Source organism: Streptomyces sp. NPDC031064 (assembly GCF_055570965.1).
The window spans coordinates 1,334,852-1,357,509 of sequence record NZ_JBVIGF010000001.1; the positions used below are offsets into that span (position 1 = coordinate 1,334,852).

Sequence of the window (22,658 nt, forward strand, 5' to 3'; positions counted from 1 at the left end):
CCTGCCCGTCGCCGGCGCCCGCCTCGCGCGCACGGCCATGGCCTGCCCGCGAGGCTCCGTCGAGGCCTCGCGGGCGATGACCAGCCGGTCAGCGGCTTCGGTGGGCCCGGGAGCGGGCCGGCCGGTCAGTGGCTTCGGTGGGCCCGGGAGCGGGCCAGTCGGCCGAGGGTGAGGGCGATCAGGCCCAGGACCATGGCGAAGTAGGCGCCGCCGAGCCCGTTGCCGGTGCCCAGACCGCCGTCCGCGGTGGCCGCGACCGCCCCGCCGACGAGCACGGCGACCAGACCCGCCGCGAGAGCCGTGACGGCCCCGTTCCGCCGGGCCCAGGTGCCGATGCGCCCCTGACCGGTGGAGCGGGCCAGGGCCAGGCCGCCGGTCACCGCGCCGAGGAGACCGACCAGTGCCGACAGGGAGGCTCCGACCCGGCCGACGCTCACGGTGTAGACGCTCACGGCGGCCTGCTGGACCGAGGGGTCGGCGGCGGCCGGTGCGGCGAGCACGAGACCGCCGACGAGGACGGCTGCGGATACGGCGAGCACGGATCGAACGGACATGAGGTGTCCTGCCTTTCGGATGAGGGTCTGAACTGGTCGTGCCTGAGACCGGCGGCCGCGGGCGCCTACGACCCGGCAGCGGAGCGCGGCAGCAGGCGCGGGGACAGCGCCCGGACCAGGGCCAGGGTGCTGAGGGTGAACATCACCACGCCCAGGGGGACATGGAGCGAGGCCACATGGGCGACGCCCAGCGCGACCTGCGCCGAGGCGAGGAGCAGAAAGCCGGTGGCGTACAGGACGGGACGGGGAGAACCGCCACCCGGGCGCCAGGCCAGGACCGCGGCGACCAGATACAACATGGCGGCGGCGTACATCACCTTCGAGCCGACGTCGTGCAGCAGGTACCCCTGAGACGACGTCAGGAGCGCTCCGGCCGTGGCGGCCTGGAAGAACAGACTCAGGGTCTGCAGCGCTATCGCGACCTTGAGGAACGCGAGGGTGCGCGTGGTGTTCGTCGTCCGTCTGCTCATGGTGTGCTCTCCTCCGTCGTCCCAGCGGGTCGGCATCAAGACACCGGACCGCCGGCGGTTGTGACACTTCGTGACGCGCGTCACATCACGAGCAACCGGTGAACGACCGGGGACCGGATCGACCCAGGGCGCCGTCTTCCGTGACCGGCACGAGCAAGGCCCTCCTCGCCCTGGCCCCCGCCCCGCCCTCGACGGGATCGAGGGGCAGGACCTGGGGCGATGGCCGGAAAACATCCGTAGGCGATCACCGATCCGTGGATCCACCCTCAAAGCGTGAACACGAATTACACACATCCTCTCTACACACTGGCCCCGATGGTCTAGATTGACCGTGCTTCAGCTGATCGGACACGAGGCGACCAATAAATGATCTAGAAGTCCGGCGCTACGGAAAGCCAGCAGTCGCGTGCCCCGCGCCGGACGTGGGGGTGATCAATTCTTGGAGCCCGACAGGGTCCTTGGGTGCGGGGAGCACCCGATCACGTAGCGCTGAAATGGCCGAGGTGTCATGTGCGGGGGGCGGGGGCCTCCCGAGGGGGGAACGGCGCGGCGCGGGGGGCGGGGGGCGCCCCCCGGGGGAGTAACAGTGTCAGGCCAGTACGTCGAACCACTGGTGACCTGGGGGGTCCTGTGCAGCAGGGGGGATTAGTCGACCCGTTTCCGTCGGCGCGCGGGCGTCCGGCGAACGGGGCAATCAGCCGGCCCGCGATCGACTGGGAGCAGCGGTACCGCCGTACCGTGATCACCAGCGATACCGTGACCACCGCTTTCGTGGTGGCGTCCATCGGCAATTTCTTCGGGGCCCGGGACGCGGCCAACTGGCACGAGAAATGGGGAATTCTCGCATTCGGCACCGAGGTGCTGGTATTGGGAGCGCTGGCGGTGAGCCGGTCCTGGGCTCCGGCCGTGCTCGGCCAGGGCGCCGAGGAATTCCGCCGGCTCGGACGGTCGCTGTTCACGGCGACCGTCGTGCTGGCCCTCGGCGGGATCGCCCTCACCTCGCGCAACATCAAACTCTGGATCTTCGTCGCGATCCCCGCGATCGCACTCGTCACCATGACCGCGCGCTATCTGCTCCGCCTCTGGCTGCACAAACAGCGGAACGAAGGACGGTGCCTGAGACCGGTGCTCGCTGCCGGGAGCCCGGACACCGTGCGCGACCTGATCGCCCGTACCCGCAAGTTCCCGCACCTCGGCTGGCGGGTGGAGGCGGTGTGCACCACGGACGGTCGCGGCCTCGACGGTGACCACCTGGACGGCGTGCCGGTCGTCGGACAACTGACGGACGTCGCCAAGCACGTCCGCCACGACGGCTACCGTGTCGTCGCGGTCACACCGGACCCGCACTGGTCACCGGACCGGCTTCAGCGGCTGGCCTGGAACCTCGAAGGCAGCGACACCGAGATGGTCGTGGCCCCCGTGCTGATGGAGGTGGCCGGCCCGCGGCTGCACGTCGACGCGGTGCTCGGGATCCCGCTGCTGCGGGTCAGCATGCCGATCTTCACCGGGGGCCGCCGGGCGGTCAAAGGGGTCGTCGATCGCGTGGGCTCGGCGATCCTGCTGATGCTGTTCGCGCCGCTGATGGTGCTCGTCGCGCTGCTCGTGGTGGTGGACAGCCGGGGCGGGGCGTTCTACCGCCAGCGCAGGGTCGGCAAGGACGGCCGCGAGTTCACCATTCTGAAGTTCCGCACCATGGTCGCCGGGGCCCACGGGGCACGTGCGGAGCTGGCCGACCGCAACGAGGGCGCGGGTCTGCTGTTCAAGCTCCGCCGGGATCCGCGGGTGACCCGGGTGGGAGCGGTGCTGCGCCGGTACTCGATCGACGAGCTCCCGCAACTTTTCAACGTACTCACCGGATCGATGTCGCTCGTCGGACCGCGGCCTCCGTTACCGGAGGAGTCCGCCGCGTACGGCCCGGACATCCGGCGGCGGCTGCTGGTCAAGCCCGGGCTCACCGGCCTGTGGCAGATCAGCGGACGCAGCGACCTGCCGTGGGAGGAGGCGGTCCGCCTCGACCTGCGGTACGTGGAGGACTGGTCGCTCGCCCTGGATGCGGTGATCTTGTGGAAGACGCTGCGTGCGGTGCTCCACGGCCAGGGCGCCTACTGATGCGCGGGGGCCGTCGTCAGGCCGGTGCGCGAACCGCAGGCCACAAGGGCCTGCCTGGGGGGAGGGACGGGTCATGAGAGTCAGCGTTTTCGGGCTCGGCTACGTGGGCTGCGTGTCAGCCGCGTGCCTGGCCGACATGGGGCACGAGGTCATCGGGGTGGACGTGAACCAGGTGAAGGTCGACCTGGTGAACGACGGCAGGGCCCCGGTGGTCGAGGAGCGGATCGGCGAGCTGATCGCCGAGGTCGTGCGGACAGGAGCGTTACGCGCCACCGGCGACGTCCGCGAGGCGATCGCGGGCAGTGAGGTGTCGCTGGTCTGCGTGGGCACGCCGTCGGAGCCCAACGGCAGCCTGTGCACCACGTACTTGGAGCGGGTCACCGAGCAGATCGGTGCCGCGCTGGCCGAGGAGGCCGAGCAGGGGGGCCGGCACACCGTCGTGTTCCGCAGCACCATGCTCCCGGGCACCTGCCTGAACCTGCTGGTACCGATTCTGGAGAAGAACGTCGGCGGCACGGCCGGAGTGGACTTCGGAGTCGCGGTCAACCCGGAGTTCCTGCGCGAGGGCACGAGTGTGCGGGACTTCTTCGATCCGCCCAAGACGGTCATCGGCGAGCTCGACGCGGCAAGCGGCGACGCGGTGGCGGCGCTGTACGACGGCTTGTCCGGCGAGGTGTTCCGGGTGCCGGTTCCGACGGCCGAGGCGATCAAGTACGCGGACAACGCGTTCCACGGCCTCAAGATCGGCTTCGCGAACGAGCTGGGCGCGGTGTGCCAGGCCCTCGGGGTGGACTCGCACCAGGTGATGGACGTGTTCCTGGCCGACCGCAAGCTGAACATCAGCCCCGCCTACCTGCGGCCGGGCTTCGCCTTCGGTGGGTCCTGCCTCCCCAAGGACCTGCGCAGCCTGGTCCACGCGGCGCAGCGGGCCGACGTCTCCGTGCCCATCCTCGGCCACGTGCTCGCCTCCAACTCCGCACATCTGCAGCGCGCGGTGGAGCTGGTCGAGCGCACCGGCAAGCGCCGGGTGGGCCTGTTCGGACTGTCCTTCAAACCCGGCACCGACGACCTCCGCGAGAGCCCGCTCGTCGAGCTGGCGGAAAGGCTCCACGGCAAGGGCTACGACCTGCGGATCCACGACGCCAACGTGAGCCTGTCCCGGCTGATCGGCGCGAACCGCGAGTACATCGAGACCCGGCTGCCGCACCTCGCGCAGTTGCTCGCGGACTCCGTCGACGAGGTGCTCGACCACGCCGAGGTGTGCCTGGTCGGGACCAGCGACCCGGCCGTGCTGTCGGCGCTGCCCCATGGGGACGGCCCGGTGATCGTCGACCTCATCCGCCTTCCCGACGCCGAGGCGCGCCGGGCCGAACCGGGGTACATGGGCCTTGCTTGGTGACGCGACAACCAGCGGCGACGGGGCGAACCGGCGCGCGCTGATCCTGGTGGAGAACCTGTCGGTGCCGTTCGACCGGCGGGTGTGGCAGGAGTGCACGACACTGCGCGACGCGGGCTGGGAAGTGCACGTCATCTGTCCCCGCGGGGAGAAGCGGGACACCGAGCCGGAGGCGGTGATCGACGGGGTGCGGATCCACCGCTACCCGTTGCGCCCGGCCACCGGAGGACCGGCGGGTTACCTGCGGGAGTACGGATCGGCGCTGTGGCACACGGCCCGGCTGGCCCGCAAGGTCGGCCCGGTGGACGTGGTCCACGCCTGCAACCCGCCCGACCTGCTGTTCCTGCCCGCGCTGTGGCTGAAGCGGCGCGGCGCGCGGTTCGTCTTCGACCAGCACGACCTGGTACCCGAGCTGTACCTCTCCCGGTTCGACCGCGGCGAAGACCTGCTCTACCGCGCCGTGTGCGCGCTGGAACGGCGCACCTACCGGGCCGCGGACATCGTGCTCGCCACGAACGAGAGCTACCGGGACGTCGCGGTACGCCGTGGTGGCCGGCGCCCGGAGGACGTGTTCGTGGTGCGCAGCGCTCCCCAGGTCGACCGGTTCCAACCGGTGCCGCCCGAGCCGGAGTTGAAGCGCGGCAAGCCTCATCTGCTGTGCTACCTCGGCGTCATGGGCCCTCAGGACGGCGTCGACTACGCCTTGCGGGCCCTGGCGCGACTGCGCGACGAGTTCGGGCGGACCGACTGGCACGCGGTGTTCGTCGGCGCCGGCGACGCCTTCGACGCGATGGTGGCGCTGTCCCGGCGGCTGGGCCTCTCCGACCAGGTGCGGTTCACCGGACGCATACCGGACGCCGACCTGGTGCGCTACCTGTCCACCGCGGACGTGTGCCTCTCCCCCGACCCGCGCAATCCGCTCAACGACGTGTCGACCATGAACAAGGTTCTGGAGTACATGGCGATGGGCCGGCCGATCGTCTCGTTCGACCTGAAGGAGGCGCGCGTCTCCGCCGGTGACGCCGCCGTCTACGCGCCCGCCGACGACGAGACCGAATTCGCCGGGCTCATCGCGCTGTTGCTGGACGATCCGGAGAAGCGGGCCAGGATGGGCGAGATCGGCCAGGAGCGGATCAGCGGGCCGCTTTCCTGGCGGAACTCGCAAGCGTCGCTGCTCGCCGCCTACGCCGCTGCCTGCCGTGACCACGCTCCGGTGTCGGCGGGTGGCCCCGTCCGCACAGGGAAGAGGCCGCGGCGTTGAGCGATGACACGATCCGTCTGGTCACGGTCGGGCGGATTCTCCGTCGGCGGTGGCGGCTTCTCGCCATCGCCGCCGTGGTGGGCGCGCTGGTCGGCTACGGCGCCTCGGTGCTGTTTCCACCGCGGTACACGGCGTCGGCATCGGTACTGCTGCCGGGGCAGTGGGAGGAGCGCGAGCTGCTGACCCAGGTGGACATCGCGACCAGTTCGACGGTGGTCGACCGCGCGGCCGCCAGCCTCGGCTGGACCGACGTCAGCGGCGCCGAGCTGCGGGACCGAGTGACCGCCAAGGCCGCCGACGGGAACATCATCAGCATCTCGGGCACGGCCGACACCCCGGAGCGCGCGCAGCAGCTCTCGGACCGGGTGACCCAGCAATTCGTGAGCTTCGCCGCGCGGATCGCGGGCGGCGGCACCGACCCCACGGCCACCGGGCCCGAGGCGCTGCGGCAGAAGGTGGAGGAGACCAACCGCCGCATCACCGACCTGGCCAACGCGGCCGATCCGGGGCGGACCGTGGAGAGCGTGCAGGCCCGCACCACGCTGGAGAAGCTCCGCACCTCGCTGGAGGAGGCCATGACGAGGCTGGACCAGGCCGACCCGGCGGCCGACAAGGCCGGCATGGTCGTCATGGGCCCGGCGCACCGGCCGACCGGCGAGGCGCCGCCGACGAGGACGCAGCTCATCGCCGGCGGGGCGCTGCTGTTCTTCCTGCTCGCGGTCATCGGCCATCTCGTCGCCGCACGGGTGAACCGCCGGCCGCGCACCGAATCGGAGATCGCCGCGGCGCTGGGCGCGGCGCTCCTCGGCACCGTCGACGTGCCCGATGAAGGGCGCGCGCACCGGCCGGAGGACGGTGGCCCTCGGGCCTGGATCCGCCGACTCCTCGGCATCGACACCCGGTGGGACATGCCGGCCCCGCCGAGGTCCGGCGACGAGGCCGGCAGGCGGATCCGCTACCGGCGGGTGTGCGCTCGCCTCCGGAGCCGGACGCCGGCCCCCCGGCGGGTGCTGGTGGTCGTACCGGACGGCGACGAGATCGCCCGCCGGGCCGCCGGTCAGCTCGTCACCGAGGCCAACAGCGAACCCTCCGCGAGCTCTGCGGGCGCGGGACACACCATGCTGCGGGTGGTGGAGGTGTCGGTGGACCTGCCGACGGTGCCGGACCGCGACACCGAGTCGGGTGCCCTGGTCGTCCTCAGCCCGGGCATCTGGACCACGGAGGAGCTCGCCGGCATCGCCGGGGCGTGTGCGGACGGCGGGCACGAGGTCGTGGGCGTCGTCGTCGCCGGCACGGTCCGGCCCCGTCCGACGGGCCCTGCCGGCCATCCTCCGGACAACGCCACTCCGGCGCTCGCGGTCCGCGGCCACGCGACGGGAGGTTCGGCGTGACGACGAGCGCGACGTCGGACTCGTCGGCCGCCGCGCCGCTTTTCGACCTCCAGGCGCTGGTGGTGGCGGTGCGCAGGCGCCGCCGCGTCCGGTACGCCATGGCGCTGCTGGGACTGCTGGCCGGCGCGGCGGTGGCGGTCCTCATGCCGCCACCGCCGACGGCGGTGACCAAGGTGCTGGTCGCGCACAAGGAGGACCAGCCGAACGACACCGGAACGCTGATCCGCACCGACGTCGAACTGCTGGGGACCACACGGATCGCCGAACAGGCCCTGCGGTCCCTCAACTCCTCGGAGAGGCCCGAGGACCTCATGCGGGACTACCGGGGAACCGGCCTGACCAACAACCTGCTGCGGATCGAGGTGACCGGTGACACCGACGCGGAAGCGGTGGCCCGGGCCAGGGCACTGGCCGACGCGTTCGTCGCGGACCATGTGAGGCGGATGCGGGAAACCGCGAACGCCGAGGCCAAGGCCCTGCTCGACCAGCGTGACCGCATGCGGGAGGAGCTGGCCCAGGTCAACAAGGCGATCGGTGACCGATCGCCGGACAGCGACCCGAAGGCGTCGGCGAGCATCGAGTCGCTCTTCGCCCGCCGGGCCGAACTCACCTCGCGGATCGCCGATTACGACCAGCGCGCAGCGGAGGCGCGCACCGGCGCGCCCAAGGTCGTCGCCGGCACTCAGATCGTGGACGCCCCGCGCGCGGTGCGGCACTCCCTGCCCAGGGCCACGGTCACCAACGCCGCGATCGGGCTGGTCCTCGGGCTCGTCGTCGGGCTCGCGCTGGCCGCGGTCGGCACGGTGGTGGCGGACCGCCCCGTGCTGCGCCGGGACATCGCGGCGAACCTGGGCGCCTCGGTCATCGCGGAGCTGCGCGGCGCGTCCTTGCGGTCGGGCAGGTCGTGGCAGCGCCGACGGACCCGGGCGGCACGGACGAGGCTCATCACGACCCTGGCCCGCGCTGTGCGCGGCTCGGCGGAACCGGTGTCGCTGCTGGAACTGGGCTGTGCCCGCGGCACGAGCGTGATCGCCATGGACCTCGCCGCGGCACTGGCGCCGGAGGGGCCGGTGGTCGTCGTGGACGATCTGCCCGGCCCGCGGCTCACCGGCCGCCGCCCGAAGCCGGAAGACCCCACCGTGGTCAGCGGCGAGCGTGCCGCGGCTGTGCCTCCTGAAGGCCGCCGACTGGGCGTCGGCTCGGTGGCGCCCGGCACGGCGTGGACCGACCTCCAGTACCTCGGCACTCGGGCCGTGCTCGTCGTACGCGCCGGGCACGGCAGCGCCGCATGGCTGCACACCGTGGCGCGGCAACTCGCGGACCAGCGCATTCGGGTGATCGGTGTGGTGCTGATCGACCCCGATCCGCGTGACCGGACCGACGGCACGCTGTGGGACGGGCCGCACACCGCGCTGCGCGGCCGCGGCGATTGGCCGGCCCGGCAGAACGGTGGGGGTACTCCCCCAGCCACCGCTGGGGGCACCCCCGCCCACGCCGTTGAGGCAGCGGGGGAAGGCCGGCGGCGGACGCAGCATCAGCCGATGTGGGCCACACGGGTCCCGCACAACGAGCAGGAGGCGCGGTAGGACATGTGTGGCATCGCGGGCACGTACCGATGGCCGGACGGGAAGGTGGTGACCGACCGGCTCACCGATACCCTCGCCCATCGCGGTCCGGACGGGGCGGGCCGGTACGGCCACCCCATCGGTGACGGCGAAGTGCACCTCGGGCACCGCCGACTGGCCATCATCGACCCGTCCGAGACCGGCGCCCAGCCGATGGTCGCGGACGGCCTCGCCCTGACGTACAACGGCGAGCTGTACAACGCACCCGAGTTGCGTGCCGAGCTGGCAGCCGCCGGGGTGCGCTTCCGCGGTACCTCCGACACCGAGGTGCTGCTGGAGGCCTGGCGGCGCTGGGGCACGGACTGCCTGCCCCGGCTGCGCGGCATGTTCGCGTTCGGGATCTTCGACGAGCGAACCGGTGACCTGGTGCTCGCCCGCGACCAGCTCGGCATCAAGCCGCTGTTCCTGCTCCGGCGCGGCGAGGGTCTGGTCTTCGCCTCCGAACTCAAGGCGCTCGCCGCCGCGACCGGCGGGGCACTGCGGGTGGACCATACGGCGCTGGTGGCCTCACTGCTGTACTACTGGGTGCCGGACTCACGGTGCGCGTTCCGCGAGGCGGAGAAGCTGCCGCCGGGGAGCTGGCTGAGGTGCCGGCCCGACGGCCGGGTGGAGCGCGGCCGGTTCTGGCACCTGAAGGACGTCGCCGCCGAGGGCCGGGAGCGGGCCCGGGCCGGCGAGCGGCCGGACGTGGCCGCCATTGTCGAGGAGTCGACTCGGCGCCACCTCCTCTCCGACGTCCCCGTGGCGACCTTCCTCTCCGGCGGCCTCGACTCCAGCTACCTGACCGCGCTCGCGGCCCGCCACCGGCCCGGCATCTCCGCGTACACGATCGGATTCCGCGCCGAGGACGCCAAGTTCGAGGCGATGCCGGACGACCTGCGCTACGCCCGGCGGGTGGCCGAGCGGTTCGGCGTCGACCTGCATGAGATCGAGATCGCTCCGAATGTGCTCGACCTGCTGCCGCGGATGACGTACCACCTGGACGAGCCGATCGGCGATCCCGCCGCCATCAACACGTACCTGATCTGCTCGGCCGCCCGGGAGGCCGGGGTCAAGGTGATGCTCTCGGGGATGGGCGCCGACGAGTTGTTCGCCGGGTACCGCAAGCACCTGGCCAACCTGCTCGCGCTGCGCTACCAGCGAGTCCCGCGACCTTTGCGGCACGGCCTGTCCAGGGCCGTGGACAGGCTGCCGGTGGCCACCGCCCGCCGGGGGTACCGGTCGGTGCGCTTCGCGAAGCGGTTCCTCTCCTTCGCCGACCTGCCGGAGGAGACCGCGTTCCGGCGCAGCTACACCATGTACGACCGGGGCGAGCTGCTCGCCCTGATCGATCCGGACCTGGCCCAGGCGGTCGAGGACGTACTGACCGAACACGCGGACACCTACCAGGACAACGACCTCGACGACTTCGTCAACCGTATGTGCCTGGGCGACGCCCGGATGTTCCTGCCGGGTCTGAACCTGGCGTACACGGACCGCTCCAGCATGGCCGCGTCGACCGAGGTGCGGGTGCCGTACGTGGACGTCGAGGTGGTCAGGGCGGCGTTCGCCGTGCCCGGTGATCGCAAGATCGTCGGACGTCAGGGCAAGGCCGTCCTCAAGGAGGCGGCCGCCTCGGTCCTGCCCCGGGAGATCGTGTACCGGCCCAAGGGCCTGTTCAGCGCCCCGCTGCGGGCCTGGATGAGCCGGGATCTGGCACCGCTGGTGCGCGAGGTGGTCAACGACGGCGAGCTCGTGCGTTCCGGGTTCCTGCGCCGCGACGCGCTGGCGCGGATGGTCGCCGAGGACGCCGCCGGGCAGCGGGACTTCTCCAAGCATCTGTGGCACGTGCTGACCCTCGAGTACTGGTATCGCGACGCGTCCTCCGGGTCCGGCCAGAGCGCTCGGTCAATGGCGTAGGAATCAGAGGAGTTCGGGTGAAACAGGTTGTACAGAACTACAAGAGCGGTGAGCTGGCGGTGCTGGACGTGCCGGTGCCGGGGTGCAAGCCGGGCGGTGTGCTGGTCCGCAGCGCCTACTCGCTGATCTCCACCGGGACCGAGCTCATGAAGGTGTCCGAGGCCGGCATGTCGATGCTGGGCAAGGCCCGCTCCCGGCCGGACCAGGTGGCCAAGGTCATGCAGAGCGTGGCCACCAACGGGCTGCCCGCCACCTACCGCAAGGTGATGGGCCAACTGGACTCCTACACGCCGCTGGGCTACTCGCTGTGCGGGGTGGTCGAGCAGGTCGGCGCCGGGATCGACGATGTGAAGGTCGGCGACCTCGTGGCCTGCGCCGGTAATGAGCACGCGCTGCACGCCGAGCTGAACTGGGTGCCCAAGAACCTGTACGCCCGGGTCCCGGACGGCCTCGCGCCGCGGCACGCGGCCTTCGGCACCGTCGGGTCGATCGCGTTGCAGGGCGTCCGCCGGGGTGAGCCGCAGCTCGGCGACGTGGCGCTGGTCATCGGCCTCGGGCTGATCGGGCAGTTGGTGGTGCAGCTTCTCACCGCCTCCGGAGTGCGCGTCGTCGGGGCCGACCCCGACCCGGTGCGCTGCGAGCTGGCGGAGCGCCTGGGCGCCGCGGCCTGCGGTGACCCCGCGTCGGCGGCCGTGGAGGCTTCCGTCGCCGAACTCACGGGCGGCCTGGGCGTGGACCAGGTGTACCTGGCCGCAGGTGGCGGCAGCAACCAGCCCGTGGAGCTGGCCGCCCGGCTGAGCCGGGACCGTGGCCGGGTCGTCGACATCGGCAAGTGCCGCCTGGACCTGCCGTGGAACGCGTACTACGAGAAGGAGCTCGACGTCCGGTTCTCCCGCAGTTACGGCCCCGGGCGCTACGACCCGGAGTACGAGCTGGAGGGCCGCGATTACCCGATCGGCTACGTGCGCTGGACCGAGCGCCGCAACCTGGCGTGCTTCCTCGATCTCCTCGCCCGCGGCAGCGTCGACGTGGAGCCGCTGGTTTCCCACATCGCCGACTTCGATGACGCCGTCGAGACGTACCGGAGCCTGAAGGACGGCGACCTCAAGGCCGTCGCCGTGCTGTTCCGGTACGCCGAACAGGCGGGGGAGGCGGAGGAAGCGGCGGCCCCGGCGGTGGCCGTGCCCGCGGTGGCTGTGTCCACCAAAGGCATGAAGCGGGGTCCGGTCCGGGCCGCCACGGCGCCGGTGCGGCTCGCGTTCGTCGGCGCGGGAAACTACGCGACGTCGATGCTGCTGCCGCACCTGGCACAGCGCGACGGCGTCGAATTGTCGACCGTCGTCACCACGACGGCGCTGTCCGCGGCCAACGCCCAGCGGAAGTTCGGCTTCGACGGGGCGACCACCGACGTCGACGCCGTGCTCGGCGACAAGTCCATCGACGCGGTGTTCATCGTCACCCGGCACAGCTCGCACGCCGAGCTGACCCGAAGGGCGCTCCTCGCGGGCAAGACGGTATTCGTGGAGAAGCCCCTGGCCCTCACCGAGGACGAGCTGGCCGGCGTGCTCGCGGCGGTGGAGGAGTCCGGCAACGACCGGCTCCAGGTGGGCTTCAACCGCCGGTTCGCACCGCTGCTGCGGGAGGCCAGGCAGCGGTTCGGCGCCCGCACCGGCCCGGCGAGCCTCCGCTACCTGGTCAACGCGGGCCGATTGCAGCACGGAAGCTGGTACCTCCGACAAGGCACCGAGGGCTCGCGGTTCACCGGCGAGGGCGGGCACTTCATCGACACGGCGAGCTGGCTGCTCGGGGCCGACCCGGTCTCGGTGTACGCGGTCGCCGCGTCCGGCAACGAGGACGTACAGGCCGTGCTGCGCTACCCGGACGGGTCCACCGCCACCATCAGTTACGTCACCACCGGCGCGCCCGGCTTCCCCAAGGAGACGCTGGACCTGGTCGCGGACGGCAAGGTGCTGCGGCTCGACGACTTCGTCCGTGCCACTGTTCACGATGGCCGCCGCAAGCGGTGGGCCAGTTCGCGGCTGCCCAAGGCCCGGGACAAGGGCCAGAACGCCGAGCTGGCCGCGTTCATCAAGGCCGTGCGGACCGGCGGTCCGATGCCGGTGCCGCTGGAGTCGCTGGTCGCCACCACGGCGGCCACCCTCGCCGTGCAGGCCGGCCTGGCGGGCGGCGCGCCGGTGGCGTTGGCGAGGACGCGATGACGGTGAGCTCGGTAAGTCCGGGCTGGTACCTGCGGCGGCTGTCCCGGATGGGGCCGCGGGAGGTCGGCGGCCGGGTGGGCGACGCGGTGCGCAGGCGGTGGTGGCGGTCGGCGCCGCCGGACTGCCCGGGCGTGACCGGCGCCCGGTTCACCGCCGTACTGCCCGCCGGGACGATCGCCGCGGTGCCACCGGACGCCGCGAAGCGGCTCATCGCCGAGGCGGACCGGCTGATGTACGGGCACGCCGAGTATTTCGGCGTGGTCCGCGACGACCTGGCCGACCCGGACTGGTGGTACGACCCGAAGACCGGGCGCCGGGCCCCGTCGGGGTACGCCTTCGACCTGCCGTACCGGAACGAGGGCGCGGTCGGGGACATCAAGCAGATCTGGGAGCCGTCCCGGCACCAGTACCTCACCGTGCTCGCCGCCGCCTACGCGATCACCGGGAACGAGCGGTACGCGGAGCGCGTGGCCGAGCACCTGCGGTCGTGGTGGGCGGTCAACCCACCGCTGCGCGGGGTGCACTGGATCAGCGGCATCGAGCTGGGCATCCGGCTGCTGTCCTGGGTGTGGATCCGTCGGCTGCTCGACGGCTGGCCGGGCGCGGCCGGGCTGTTCGAGGGCAACCCGGTGGCGCTGAACCAGATCTGGCACCACCAGCGCTGGCTGGCCGCCTTCCCCAGCCGGGCGTCGTCGGCGAACAACCACGTCGTCGCCGAGGCCGCCGGGCAGTTCGCCGCTGCCTGCGCGTTCGGGTGGTTCCCCTCCTCGGGGCGTTGGCGGGCCGACGCACTGCGGTCGCTGGAGCGGCACTTACGCGGCAACACCTTCGCCTCCGGCCTCAACCGCGAGCTGGCCACCGAGTATCACGGCCTGGTGCTGGAGCTCGGTCTGGCCGCGGTGGCCGAGGCGGACGCCGCCGGCGTGCCGGTCCCCGCGTCGATCCGGCTGGTGCTGCTGCGGATGACCGACGCGCTCGCGGCCATCGTGGACGGCCACCTGCGGCCGCCGCGCCAGGGGGACGCGGACGACGGGCACGGTCTGGTCGTGGACGGCGCGGGCACCGACCGCTGGGCCTCGCTGCTGGCCACCGGAGACGCGGTGTTCGGCCGGCTCGCCTGGTGGCCGGCGGTGACCGCCACCGATGTGCGCACCCCGCTGCTGGCCGCGCTCATCAAGCCCACCGAACCGTCCGTGTCCCGCCCGGCGAGCCGCCCCGCTCATTTCGCCGACGCGGGGCTCACCATCCTGCGCGGCCCGGGAGGGATCTGGTGCCGCTGCGACGGAGGTCCGCACGGCTTCCTGTCCATCGCCGCGCACGCCCACGCGGACGCGCTGTCGGTGGAGGTCCGGCACGACGGGGTCGACGTGCTCGCCGACCCGGGGACGTACTGCTACCACGGGCAGGCCGAGTGGCGGCAGTACTTCCGGTCGACCCTCGGCCACAACACCCTGCAACTGGACGGCGGTGACCAGTCCGTCTCCGGCGGCCCGTTCCTGTGGACCCGGCACGCCCGCAGCCGCGTCCTGGCCGTGGACACGTCCGACGAGGGTGTGGCCCGCTGGTGTGCCGAGCACGACGGTTACCAGCCCTCCGTGCACCGCCGCCGGGTGGAGCTGACGGCCGCGAGCCGGGAGCTGAGGGTCGTCGACGAGGTGCGCGGCCCGCGCCGGGACGTGACGCTGGCCTTCCACCTCGGCCCGGCGATCGCCGCGGACCTGGTGGGGAGCCGGGCAGTGCTCACCTGGACCCGGGACGCTGAGGAGCGTTCCGCGGTGCTCGACCTGCCCGGGCGACTGTCCTGGCGGGCGCATCGCGGCGAGAGCGACCCGCCGCTGGGCTGGTACTCCGCGGGGTTCGGGCGCAAGGAGCCCACCACCACGCTGCTCGGCACCGGTTTCACCGACGGCGCGGAGGGCTTCACCACTGTGCTCAGGTTCGGCGGCTAGGGGGGCGCGTGGGGATCAAGAGGCGGCACTGGGCGTGGGCGGCGGCACCGCTGGCGCTGGCCCTGGCGGCGACCGGCTGCGAGAGCACGCCGGGCGCCCGGGCCAAGCCGACCGCCGCGCCGCCGTCCACGCCCGTGGCCCGGGTGTGCGCCAAGCCCGCGGCCGGGCCGGCGAAGGCGCCGGCGGGCGCGGTGACCGTCGACCCCGCGGTGGTCGGTGACCTGGCGGAGAAGACCAGGAGCAGCCCCGCGAACACCACGTTCTGGCTTCGTCCCGGCACGCACCGGCTCGACCCGGACCGCTACGCCCAGGTCATCCCCAAGGAGGGGAACCGCTACCTCGGTGCGCCGGGCGCGGTGCTCGACGGCGCGAAGAAGAACCAGTACGCGTTCGGCGGCAGTGCCCGCGACGTCGCCATCCGCCACCTCACCGTGCAGGGTTTCGTCGCGCCGCACGACGAGGGTGTGGTCAACCATGACTCGGCCGACGGGTGGCTGATCGAGCACACGACGATCCAGCACAACTCCGGCGCCGGGCTGATGGCCGGCGCCCGCCAGCGGGTCCGCGCCAACTGCCTGCGCGGCAACGGTCAGTACGGCATGAACGCGTACAAGGCCACCGGCCGTATCACCGGGCTGGTGGTCGAGGGCAACGAGATCGTGGGCAACAACACCGGTGACTGGGAGCGACGGCGGAAGGGCTGCGGCTGCACCGGAGGTGTGAAGTTCTGGGCCGTCGACGGCGCCGACGTACGCGGCAACTGGGTGCACGGCAACCACGGAACGGGGTTGTGGGCGGACACCAACAACAACGACTTCCGCATCGAGAACAACGTGCTCGAAGCCAACGACGGTGCCGCGCTGATCTACGAGACCAGCTACAACGCGGTCATCCGGGAGAACACCATCCGGCGGAACAACTGGGTCGAGGGCCGCAGGTACGCCGACCGCGGCGACAACTTCCCGTTCGCGACCGTCTACCTGTCCGAATCCGGTGGCGAACCACGGATCCGGGCCCGCACGGACAAGATCGAGATCTACCGGAACGTGCTGGAGGACAACTGGTCCGGGATCACCCTGTGGGAGAACGCCGACCGGTTCTGCAACAGCCCGGCCAACACCTCGTCCGGTGACTGCACCTTGCTGGTGCGGGACACCGACCGCTGCGCGAAGCCGGCGATCGCCAGGCCACCGCTCTACGCCGACTGCCGGTGGAAGACCCAGCGGGTGGACATCCACGACAACCGCTTCCTGCTGGACAAGTCCGTCGTGAGGTGCACGGTGAAGTGCGACCGCATGGCGGTGCTGGCCAACTACGGCACCTATCCGGACTGGTCGCCGTACCGGGGCGAGCGGGTGTCCGAGGCGATCACCCACGCGCAGGACAACCGCTGGCGCGACAACGTCTACCTGGGGCCGTGGAAGTTCGTCGCCCACGACCCGAGCCGGGTGATCGACTTCGGGCAGTGGCAGGGCAAGCGCTACCGGCAGGACGCGGGCAGCACCCTCGACCCACGGGCCGGTGGTTGAGATGGGCACGCGGCACGGCGCCGAGCCGCGCCCGGCCGGCACACCGAAGATCGTCGGGATCGTCTGGGGGTTGCTGGTCCTCAACACGCTCGGCTCCGCCGGGGCGAGGACCATCATCCCGCTGCCCCGCTCCCTCATCCAGATGGTCACCATGGGCGCCCTGGTCGCCGCGTTCGCGCTGGCGCTCGCCGTCAATCTCCGGCTGCGCGTCCGGGCCAGCGCCTACCTGCTCATGCTCACCCTCCTGCTGGTGCCGAGCGTGCTCTCCAGCGCGAACCTGGAGTCCGGGTTCGGCGCGCTGTTCCGCTGCGCCCGGCTGGCTCTCTTCGTCGGCACGCTGTGGCTGCTCAGTCGCTGGTGGGACGGCGGCCCGACGTTCGTCCGGCACCACATCCGGATGTACTTCGCGGTGCTCGGGTCGGTGGCCGCCGGCCTGGTCATCTCACCGGGCGCGGCCATGCCCGAGCTCTACGGCGGGCGCCTCGTCGGCGCGTTGTGGCCGCTCACCCCGCCGCAGATCGGACAGTACGCCGCGGTGATCACCGGGCTCACCGTGCTGCTCGTTCTGGGCCGCCGGACGGACAGGGCCGGCGCGGCGGTGGTCATCGTGCCGTCACTCGTCCTGCTCGCCTTGACCCATACCCGAACGGCCACGCTCGGCCTGTTCATCGGGCTGGCGCTGGCGATCGGCTCGCTCCTCCTGACCAGCGCCCCGGCCCGCCGGTTCTTCACCGGGGCGGTGCTGTGCGCCGTGGTGGCCGCCGTGGGGTTCGCCCCCGCGCTTCAGGCGTGGTTCTTACGTGGGCAGAGCAAGGAGAACTTCTCCAACCTCACCGGCCGGGCCAAGGTCTGGGACGCCCTGCTGGCAGCGCCCCGGACCACCGCGGAGAAGGTGTTCGGCATGGGCCTGGGCGACAAGTCGTTCGGCGGGCTGCCGATCGACAACAGTTGGCTGGCCGTCTACCACGAGCAGGGTCTGATCGGCGTCACCCTCATCGCGGCGGTCGTCATCGTGCTGGGCGGCGTCGCGTTGCTGCGACCACCGTCGCTGTCGAGGGCCTGCGCGATCTTCCTGATCAGCTACTGCGCGATCGCGTCGTACACCGAGGCCGGCCTTGGCGACGCCTCGCCGTACCTGCTGCATCTGGCCGTGGCCGCCTCGCTGCTGGCGGCACCTGCCGCGACCGCTCCCCTGCCGCCGCCCGCGGCCCCGCGACGACGTGTCCCGCGCTGGGCGCGGACTTCGGAGGTGACCTGACCATGCACGTCCTCGTGGTGCACAACCGCTACGCCTCGGCCCAGCCGAGCGGGGAGAACAAGGTCGTCGACCAGGAGGTGGCGCTGCTGCGCGGGGCCGGCCACCGGGTCGGGGTGTTCGAGCGGCGCAGCGACGACATCGCGACCCGGTCCCTGCTGGGCAAGGCCGCGGTGCCGCTCCTGGTGCCGTGGAACCCGGCGGTCCGCGCGGAGCTCGCCGCCCGGCTGCGCGCCGAACGGCCGGACGTGGTCCACGTCCACAACGTCTTCCCGCTCCTGTCGCCCGCGGTCCTCGCCGCCTGCGCCGACGCCGGCGTGCCCACCGTCGCCACGCTGCACAACTACACCCAGGTCTGCCCGCCCGGCACGCTGCAACGGGACGGCCGGCCGTGCACCGAGTGCGTCGGGTCGGCGGCCCCGCTGCCCGCCGTCCGGCACGGCTGCTACCGGAACTCCCGCCTTGCGACGGTGCCGCTCGCGGTCAGCCTGTCGGTCAACCGGCGGCGGTGGTGGTCCGGCGTGGAGCGGTTCCTGTGCATCTCCGCGGCGCAGCGCGACGTCCTGGTGCGGGCGGGCATGCCCGCCGGGCGGCTGGCGGTGAAGCACAACTTCGTGCCCGACCCGGACGACCGCCGGGCGGGCGCCGGCGAGCATGTGCTCTATCTCGGCCGGCTCGCGGAGGCCAAGGGCGTGCGGCTGCTCATGTCCGCGTGGGACGAGATCGCCGCGAGCGGCGGTGTGGGCGTGCCGCTCGTGATCGCCGGCGCGGGGCCACTGGAGCGGGAGGTGACCGCCTGGGCGGCGGGCCGGGGCGACGTGCGCCACGTCGGCCTGTACGACGCGGCGGAGTGCCGGAAGGCCATCGCGCGGTCGGTCGCCGTGGTGGCTCCCTCGACGTGGCTGGAGGCGTTCGGCCTGGTGGTCGTGGAGGCGATGGCGGCGGGGGTCCCGGCCGTCGCGGCCGGCCACGGCGCCTTCGTCGAACTGGTCGAGGACGGCGTGACCGGGCTGCTGCACCGGCCGGGCGAGCCGGCCTCGCTCGCGTCCTGCATACGCCGGATCGTGGCCGAGCCGGACCTGGGCAGGGCGATGGGCCAGGCGGCCCGGCGCCGTTACGAGAAGGGTTTCAGCCCGGCCGTCGGGCTGGAGCGCCTGCTGGAGGAGTACCGCACCGCGATCGCGGGACGGACGACATCAATGGGGGACCGAATCAATGGGGGGCAGTAGATGACACGATGCCGACTCTGCGGGTCGGAAGCGATGGCGAGCGTCGTCGACCTAGGGGCGACGCCACCGTGTGAGAGCTTCCTCGCCGCCGACCAACTGGATCAACCGGAGCCCGCGTACCCGCTGCACCTGCGGGTCTGCACCGACTGCTGGCTGGCGCAGATCCCACCGCTGATCACGCCGGAGGAGACGTTCAAGGAGTACGCGTACTTCTCCTCGTACTCGACCTCCTGGGTCGAGCATGCGCGGTCGTTCGTCGCCGACGCCGTGCAGCGGCTCGCTCTCGGCCCCGAGGGCCCCGAGGGCTCCGGAAGCTCCGAGGGCTCCGGGCGCTCCGGCGCCTTCGTGGTCGAGGTCGCGAGCAACGACGGGTACCTGCTGAGGCACGTGGTGGACCGCGGGATCCGCTGCCTCGGCATCGAGCCGTCGGTGAACGTCGGCGCCGCGGCGCGGGACGCGGGTGTGCCCACGCTCACGGAGTTCCTGGACCCGGCCACCGGCGCCGCCGTCCGCACCGAGCACGGCCCGGCGGACCTGGTCGTGGCCAACAACGTGTACGCGCACATCCCCGACGTGATCGGGTTCACCCGGGGGCTGCGCGCCCTGGTCGCCGACGACGGCTGGGTCTCCATCGAGGTGCAGCACCTGCTGACCCTGATCGAGGAGAACCAGTACGACACGATCTACCACGAGCACTTCCAGTACTACACGGTCGCGTCCGCGATCCGCGCCCTCGCGAGCGGCGGACTCGCGCTCGTGGACGTGGAGTTGCTGCCCACGCACGGCGGCTCCCTCCGGCTGTGGGCCCGGCCGGCCGAGGTGGCAGGTGAGCCGACCCGGCAGGTGGCCGACGTACTGGCCCGGGAGAAGGCCGCCGGACTCCAGGAGCTGTCCGGGTACACCGAGTTCTCCGCCCGGGTGGCCAAGGTGCGCCGGGACCTGCTGCGGTTCCTCATCGAGGCGGCCGAGCGCGGCGAGACGGTCGTCGGCTACGGCGCCCCGGGCAAGGGCAACACCCTGCTCAACCACTGCGGCATCCGGCCTGACCTGCTGCCGTACACGGTCGACCGCAACCCCTACAAGCACGGCAGGTTCACCCCGGGCACCCGCATCCCGATCCTGCCGCCCGAGCGGATAGCCGCCGACAGACCGGACTACGTCCTCGTCCTGCCGTGGAACCTGCGGGCCGAGCTGGTCGAGCAACTGTCCTTCGTGCACGACTGGGGCGGCCGGCTGGTCTTTCCCATCCCGGAACTGAGCGTTGTCGAGGCCGCGTCGTGAAAGGTCACAGCATGAAGGTCGTCCTGTTCTGCGGCGGTTACGGGATGCGGATGCGGAGCGGTGCCGCGGACGACGTGCCCAAGCCGATGGCGATGGTCGGCCCCAGGCCGCTGATCTGGCACGTGATGCGCTACTACGCGCACTTCGGGCACACGGAGTTCATCCTGTGTCTCGGGTACGGGGCTCACCACATCAAGGACTTCTTCCTCAACTACGAGGAGACGACGTCCAACGACTTCGTGCTGAGAGCCGGGCGGACCGAGCTGCTGTCGACCGACATCTCGGACTGGACGATCACGTTCGCGCAGACCGGCATCGAGTCACCGATCGGGGAGCGGCTGCGCCGGGTGCGGCACCACCTGGACGGCGACGAGATGTTCCTCGCCAACTACGCCGACGTGCTCACCGACGCCCCGCTGCCGGAGATGATCGACCGGTTCGCCCGGCGCGACGCCGGTGCGTCGATGATGGTGGTGCCGCCGCAGTCGTCGTTCCACTGCGTGGAGCTCGGCGAGGACGGCCTGGTGGGGGGCATCACCGCGGTGAGCGATCTGCCGCTGTGGGAGAACGGCGGCTACTTCGTGCTCCGCCAGGAGGTCTTCGACCACATCCCGGAGAACGGGGACCTCGTCGCCGACGGATGCGCCCAACTGGCCAAGCGCGGGCGGCTGGTGGCGCACCGGCACCGCGGCTTCTGGAAGCCCACCGACACCGTGAAGGAGCGGGCCGCGCTCGACGACGCCTACGCCCGGGGCGACCGCCCGTGGGCCGTGTGGGAACGGGACAGCGCGGGGGTGGGCGCGTGATCCGGCTCGCGGCCGGGCGCCGCCCGGACGGGATCGTCGCGGTGGGCGCGCACTGCGACGACATCGCCATCGGTGCCGGCGGCACGCTGCTGACGCTGTGCCTCGCGCGGCCCGGCGTCCGTGTCGACGCGCTGGTGCTCTCCGGCGGTGGCGGCGAGCGGGAGCAGGAGGAGCACGCCGCGCTCGCCGCCTTCTGCCCGGGCGCCGACCTGCGGCTGACCGTCCTCAAGCTGCCGGACGGCCGGCTGCCCGCGCACTGGGACGAGGCCAAGGCCGCGGTCGAGGAGTTGCGCGAGCGGACCGATCCGGATCTGGTCCTGGCCCCGCGCACCGACGACGCGCACCAGGATCACCGCGGCCTGGCGAAGCTGATACCCACCGCGTTCCGTGACCACCTGGTCCTCGGCTACGAGATCGTCAAGTGGGACGGCGATCTCGGCCGTCCGACCGCCTACCAGCCGCTCTCGCCGGAGATCGCCGAACGGAAGGTGCGGCTGCTGCAGGAGCACTACCCCTCGCAGCGGCACCGGCCCTGGTACGACCGGGAGGCCTTCCTCGGGCTGGCCCGGATCCGCGGCATCGAATGCCACGCGCGCTACGCCGAGGCGTTCGCCGTCACCAAACTCACGCTCAACCTGGGGGGTTGAACCTTGCGCGTACTGCTGACCGGACACCAGGGCTACCTGGGCACCGTCATGGCCCCGGTCCTGACGGCCGCCGGACACGAGGTCGTCGGCCTTGACGCCGGCCTGTTCGCCGACTGCGTCCTCGGCCCGCCGCCCGCGGACCCGCCGGGGCACCGGGTGGACCTGCGCGACGTCACGGCCGACCACGTGGCCGGGGTGGACGCCGTGATCCACCTGGCCGCGCTGTCCAACGACCCGCTCGGATCGCTGGCGCCGCAGCTCACCTACGACATCAACCACCACGCGTCCGTACGCCTTGCCCGGCTGGCCCGCGACGCCGGAGTGCGGCGCTTCCTGTACGCGTCGACCTGCTCGGTCTACGGCGCCGCCGGCGGCGACGACCTGGTGGGCGAGGACGCCCCGCTGCGCCCGGTGACGCCGTACGCGGAGTCCAAGGTGCGCGTGGAGGACGACCTGCACGCCCTGGCCGACGGCGACTTCACCCCGGTGTTCATGCGCAACGCCACCGCCTTCGGCCACTCGCCCCGGCTGCGCGCCGACATCGTGCTGAACAACCTGGTGAGCCACGCGCTGCTGTCCGGCGAGGTCCTGGTGCTCTCCGACGGCACCCCCTGGCGCCCGCTGGTGCACGCCGCCGACATCGCCCGGGCCTTCGCCGCCGCGCTGGTCGCGCCGCGCGAAACGGTGCACGACCGGGCGTTCAACATCGGCAGCGAGACCAACAACGTCACGGTCGCCGAGATCGCCGAGCAGGTCGCCGAGGCGGTGGACGGCGCGAAGGTGGTGATCACCGGGGAGACCGGGGCCGATCCGCGGTCGTACCGCGTGGACTTCTCCCGGTTCCGCGCCGCGGTGCCCGGCTTCGACTGCGAGTGGACGGTGAAGCAGGGCGCGCTCGAACTCGCCGACGCGTACCGGAACTTCGGCCTGACGCGCGAGGACTTCGAGCGGCGCTTCACGCGCCTTGCCGTGCTGCGCGCGGCCTCCGACGCCGGCACCGTGGACGACACCCTGCGGTGGCGCCGGTGACCGCGGCCG

General features: G+C 72.2%; 17 protein-coding genes. 15 read left to right on the top strand and 2 right to left on the bottom strand.

From position 1 onward, the window contains the following. Positions 1–125: 125 nt before the first annotated feature. Both ACZ46W_RS05685 and ACZ46W_RS05690 read right to left on the bottom strand, forming a co-directional pair. Entirely contained in the window at positions 126–554 is a 429-nt protein-coding gene (locus ACZ46W_RS05685; protein WP_468331780.1) for a DUF6223 family protein, read from the bottom strand. 65 nt (positions 555–619) lie between these two features. Further along, the gene (locus tag ACZ46W_RS05690; protein WP_468331783.1) at positions 620–1,024 is read right to left on the bottom strand and encodes a hypothetical protein; all 405 of its coding nucleotides are present in this window, start codon (positions 1,022–1,024) and stop codon (positions 620–622) included. A 630-nt stretch (positions 1,025–1,654) separates the two neighbouring features. On the opposite strand from ACZ46W_RS05690, the gene ACZ46W_RS05695 reads away from it, so the two are divergent. The 15 genes from ACZ46W_RS05695 to ACZ46W_RS05765 all read left to right on the top strand — a co-directional run bounded on the left by ACZ46W_RS05695 (position 1,655) and on the right by ACZ46W_RS05765 (position 22,649). After that, the gene (locus tag ACZ46W_RS05695; protein WP_468331786.1) at positions 1,655–3,133 is read left to right on the top strand and encodes a sugar transferase; all 1,479 of its coding nucleotides are present in this window, start codon (positions 1,655–1,657) and stop codon (positions 3,131–3,133) included. A 73-nt stretch (positions 3,134–3,206) separates the two neighbouring features. After that, positions 3,207–4,532, top strand: coding sequence for a nucleotide sugar dehydrogenase (locus tag ACZ46W_RS05700; protein ID WP_468331789.1), 1,326 nt, complete (start codon positions 3,207–3,209; stop codon positions 4,530–4,532). Next, positions 4,522–5,790 (top strand): glycosyltransferase family 4 protein, encoded by a 1,269-nt coding sequence (locus ACZ46W_RS05705; RefSeq protein ID WP_468331792.1) that lies wholly within the window; start codon positions 4,522–4,524, stop codon positions 5,788–5,790. Before ACZ46W_RS05700 ends, ACZ46W_RS05705 begins: the two co-directional genes overlap by 11 nt. Next, positions 5,787–7,181: a Wzz/FepE/Etk N-terminal domain-containing protein gene (locus ACZ46W_RS05710; RefSeq protein WP_468331795.1), complete on the top strand. Its 1,395-nt coding sequence runs from the start codon at positions 5,787–5,789 to the stop codon at positions 7,179–7,181. Before ACZ46W_RS05705 ends, ACZ46W_RS05710 begins: the two co-directional genes overlap by 4 nt. Beyond that, on the top strand, positions 7,178–8,767 hold the full coding sequence (locus tag ACZ46W_RS05715) for a Wzz/FepE/Etk N-terminal domain-containing protein (protein WP_468331798.1): 1,590 nt from the start codon (positions 7,178–7,180) through the stop codon (positions 8,765–8,767). The genes ACZ46W_RS05710 and ACZ46W_RS05715 overlap by 4 nt, the downstream gene beginning before the upstream one ends. Positions 8,768–8,770: 3 nt before the next feature. After that, positions 8,771–10,705 carry an asparagine synthase (glutamine-hydrolyzing) gene (asnB, locus tag ACZ46W_RS05720; protein ID WP_468331800.1) on the top strand — a complete coding sequence of 645 codons (1,935 nt, stop codon included), beginning with the start codon at positions 8,771–8,773 and terminating at the stop codon, positions 10,703–10,705. Between the two features lie 17 nt (positions 10,706–10,722). After that, a complete protein-coding gene (locus tag ACZ46W_RS05725) occupies positions 10,723–12,924 on the top strand; it encodes a bi-domain-containing oxidoreductase (RefSeq protein WP_468331803.1) in 2,202 nt (733 codons plus the stop codon). Next, on the top strand, positions 12,921–14,873 hold the full coding sequence (locus ACZ46W_RS05730; RefSeq protein ID WP_468331806.1) for a heparinase II/III family protein: 1,953 nt from the start codon (positions 12,921–12,923) through the stop codon (positions 14,871–14,873). The genes ACZ46W_RS05725 and ACZ46W_RS05730 overlap by 4 nt, the downstream gene beginning before the upstream one ends. 8 nt (positions 14,874–14,881) lie before the next feature. Beyond that, positions 14,882–16,402, top strand: coding sequence for a right-handed parallel beta-helix repeat-containing protein (locus ACZ46W_RS05735; RefSeq protein ID WP_468331809.1), 1,521 nt, complete (start codon positions 14,882–14,884; stop codon positions 16,400–16,402). 1 nt (position 16,403) lies between these two features. Next, entirely contained in the window at positions 16,404–17,660 is a 1,257-nt protein-coding gene (locus ACZ46W_RS05740) for an O-antigen ligase domain-containing protein (protein WP_468331812.1), read from the top strand. A gap of 2 nt (positions 17,661–17,662) precedes the next feature. Further along, the gene (locus tag ACZ46W_RS05745; RefSeq protein WP_468331815.1) at positions 17,663–18,886 is read left to right on the top strand and encodes a glycosyltransferase; all 1,224 of its coding nucleotides are present in this window, start codon (positions 17,663–17,665) and stop codon (positions 18,884–18,886) included. After that, positions 18,887–20,167, top strand: a complete 1,281-nt coding sequence (locus ACZ46W_RS05750; protein WP_468331818.1) for a class I SAM-dependent methyltransferase — start codon at positions 18,887–18,889, stop codon at positions 20,165–20,167. It begins immediately after the preceding gene. A gap of 11 nt (positions 20,168–20,178) precedes the next feature. Next, complete coding sequence (locus tag ACZ46W_RS05755) at positions 20,179–20,973, top strand: glycosyltransferase family protein (protein ID WP_468331821.1); 795 nt, start codon at positions 20,179–20,181, stop codon at positions 20,971–20,973. Continuing rightward, positions 20,970–21,620, top strand: coding sequence for a PIG-L deacetylase family protein (locus tag ACZ46W_RS05760; protein WP_468331824.1), 651 nt, complete (start codon positions 20,970–20,972; stop codon positions 21,618–21,620). Before ACZ46W_RS05755 ends, ACZ46W_RS05760 begins: the two co-directional genes overlap by 4 nt. Positions 21,621–21,623: 3 nt before the next feature. Beyond that, a complete protein-coding gene (locus ACZ46W_RS05765) occupies positions 21,624–22,649 on the top strand; it encodes an NAD-dependent epimerase/dehydratase family protein (RefSeq protein ID WP_468331827.1) in 1,026 nt (341 codons plus the stop codon). Positions 22,650–22,658 lie beyond the last annotated feature (9 nt).

Coding starts and splice junctions, on each gene's coding strand:
- asnB (WP_468331800.1), top strand. CDS start 8,771: ATGTGTGGCATCGCGGGCACGTACCGATGGCCGGACGGGAAGGTGGTG.
- ACZ46W_RS05755 (WP_468331821.1), top strand. CDS start 20,179: ATGAAGGTCGTCCTGTTCTGCGGCGGTTACGGGATGCGGATGCGGAGC.
- ACZ46W_RS05685 (WP_468331780.1), bottom strand. CDS start 554: ATGTCCGTTCGATCCGTGCTCGCCGTATCCGCAGCCGTCCTCGTCGGC.
- ACZ46W_RS05700 (WP_468331789.1), top strand. CDS start 3,207: ATGAGAGTCAGCGTTTTCGGGCTCGGCTACGTGGGCTGCGTGTCAGCC.
- ACZ46W_RS05740 (WP_468331812.1), top strand. CDS start 16,404: ATGGGCACGCGGCACGGCGCCGAGCCGCGCCCGGCCGGCACACCGAAG.
- ACZ46W_RS05745 (WP_468331815.1), top strand. CDS start 17,663: ATGCACGTCCTCGTGGTGCACAACCGCTACGCCTCGGCCCAGCCGAGC.
- ACZ46W_RS05750 (WP_468331818.1), top strand. CDS start 18,887: ATGACACGATGCCGACTCTGCGGGTCGGAAGCGATGGCGAGCGTCGTC.
- ACZ46W_RS05690 (WP_468331783.1), bottom strand. CDS start 1,024: ATGAGCAGACGGACGACGAACACCACGCGCACCCTCGCGTTCCTCAAG.
- ACZ46W_RS05730 (WP_468331806.1), top strand. CDS start 12,921: ATGACGGTGAGCTCGGTAAGTCCGGGCTGGTACCTGCGGCGGCTGTCC.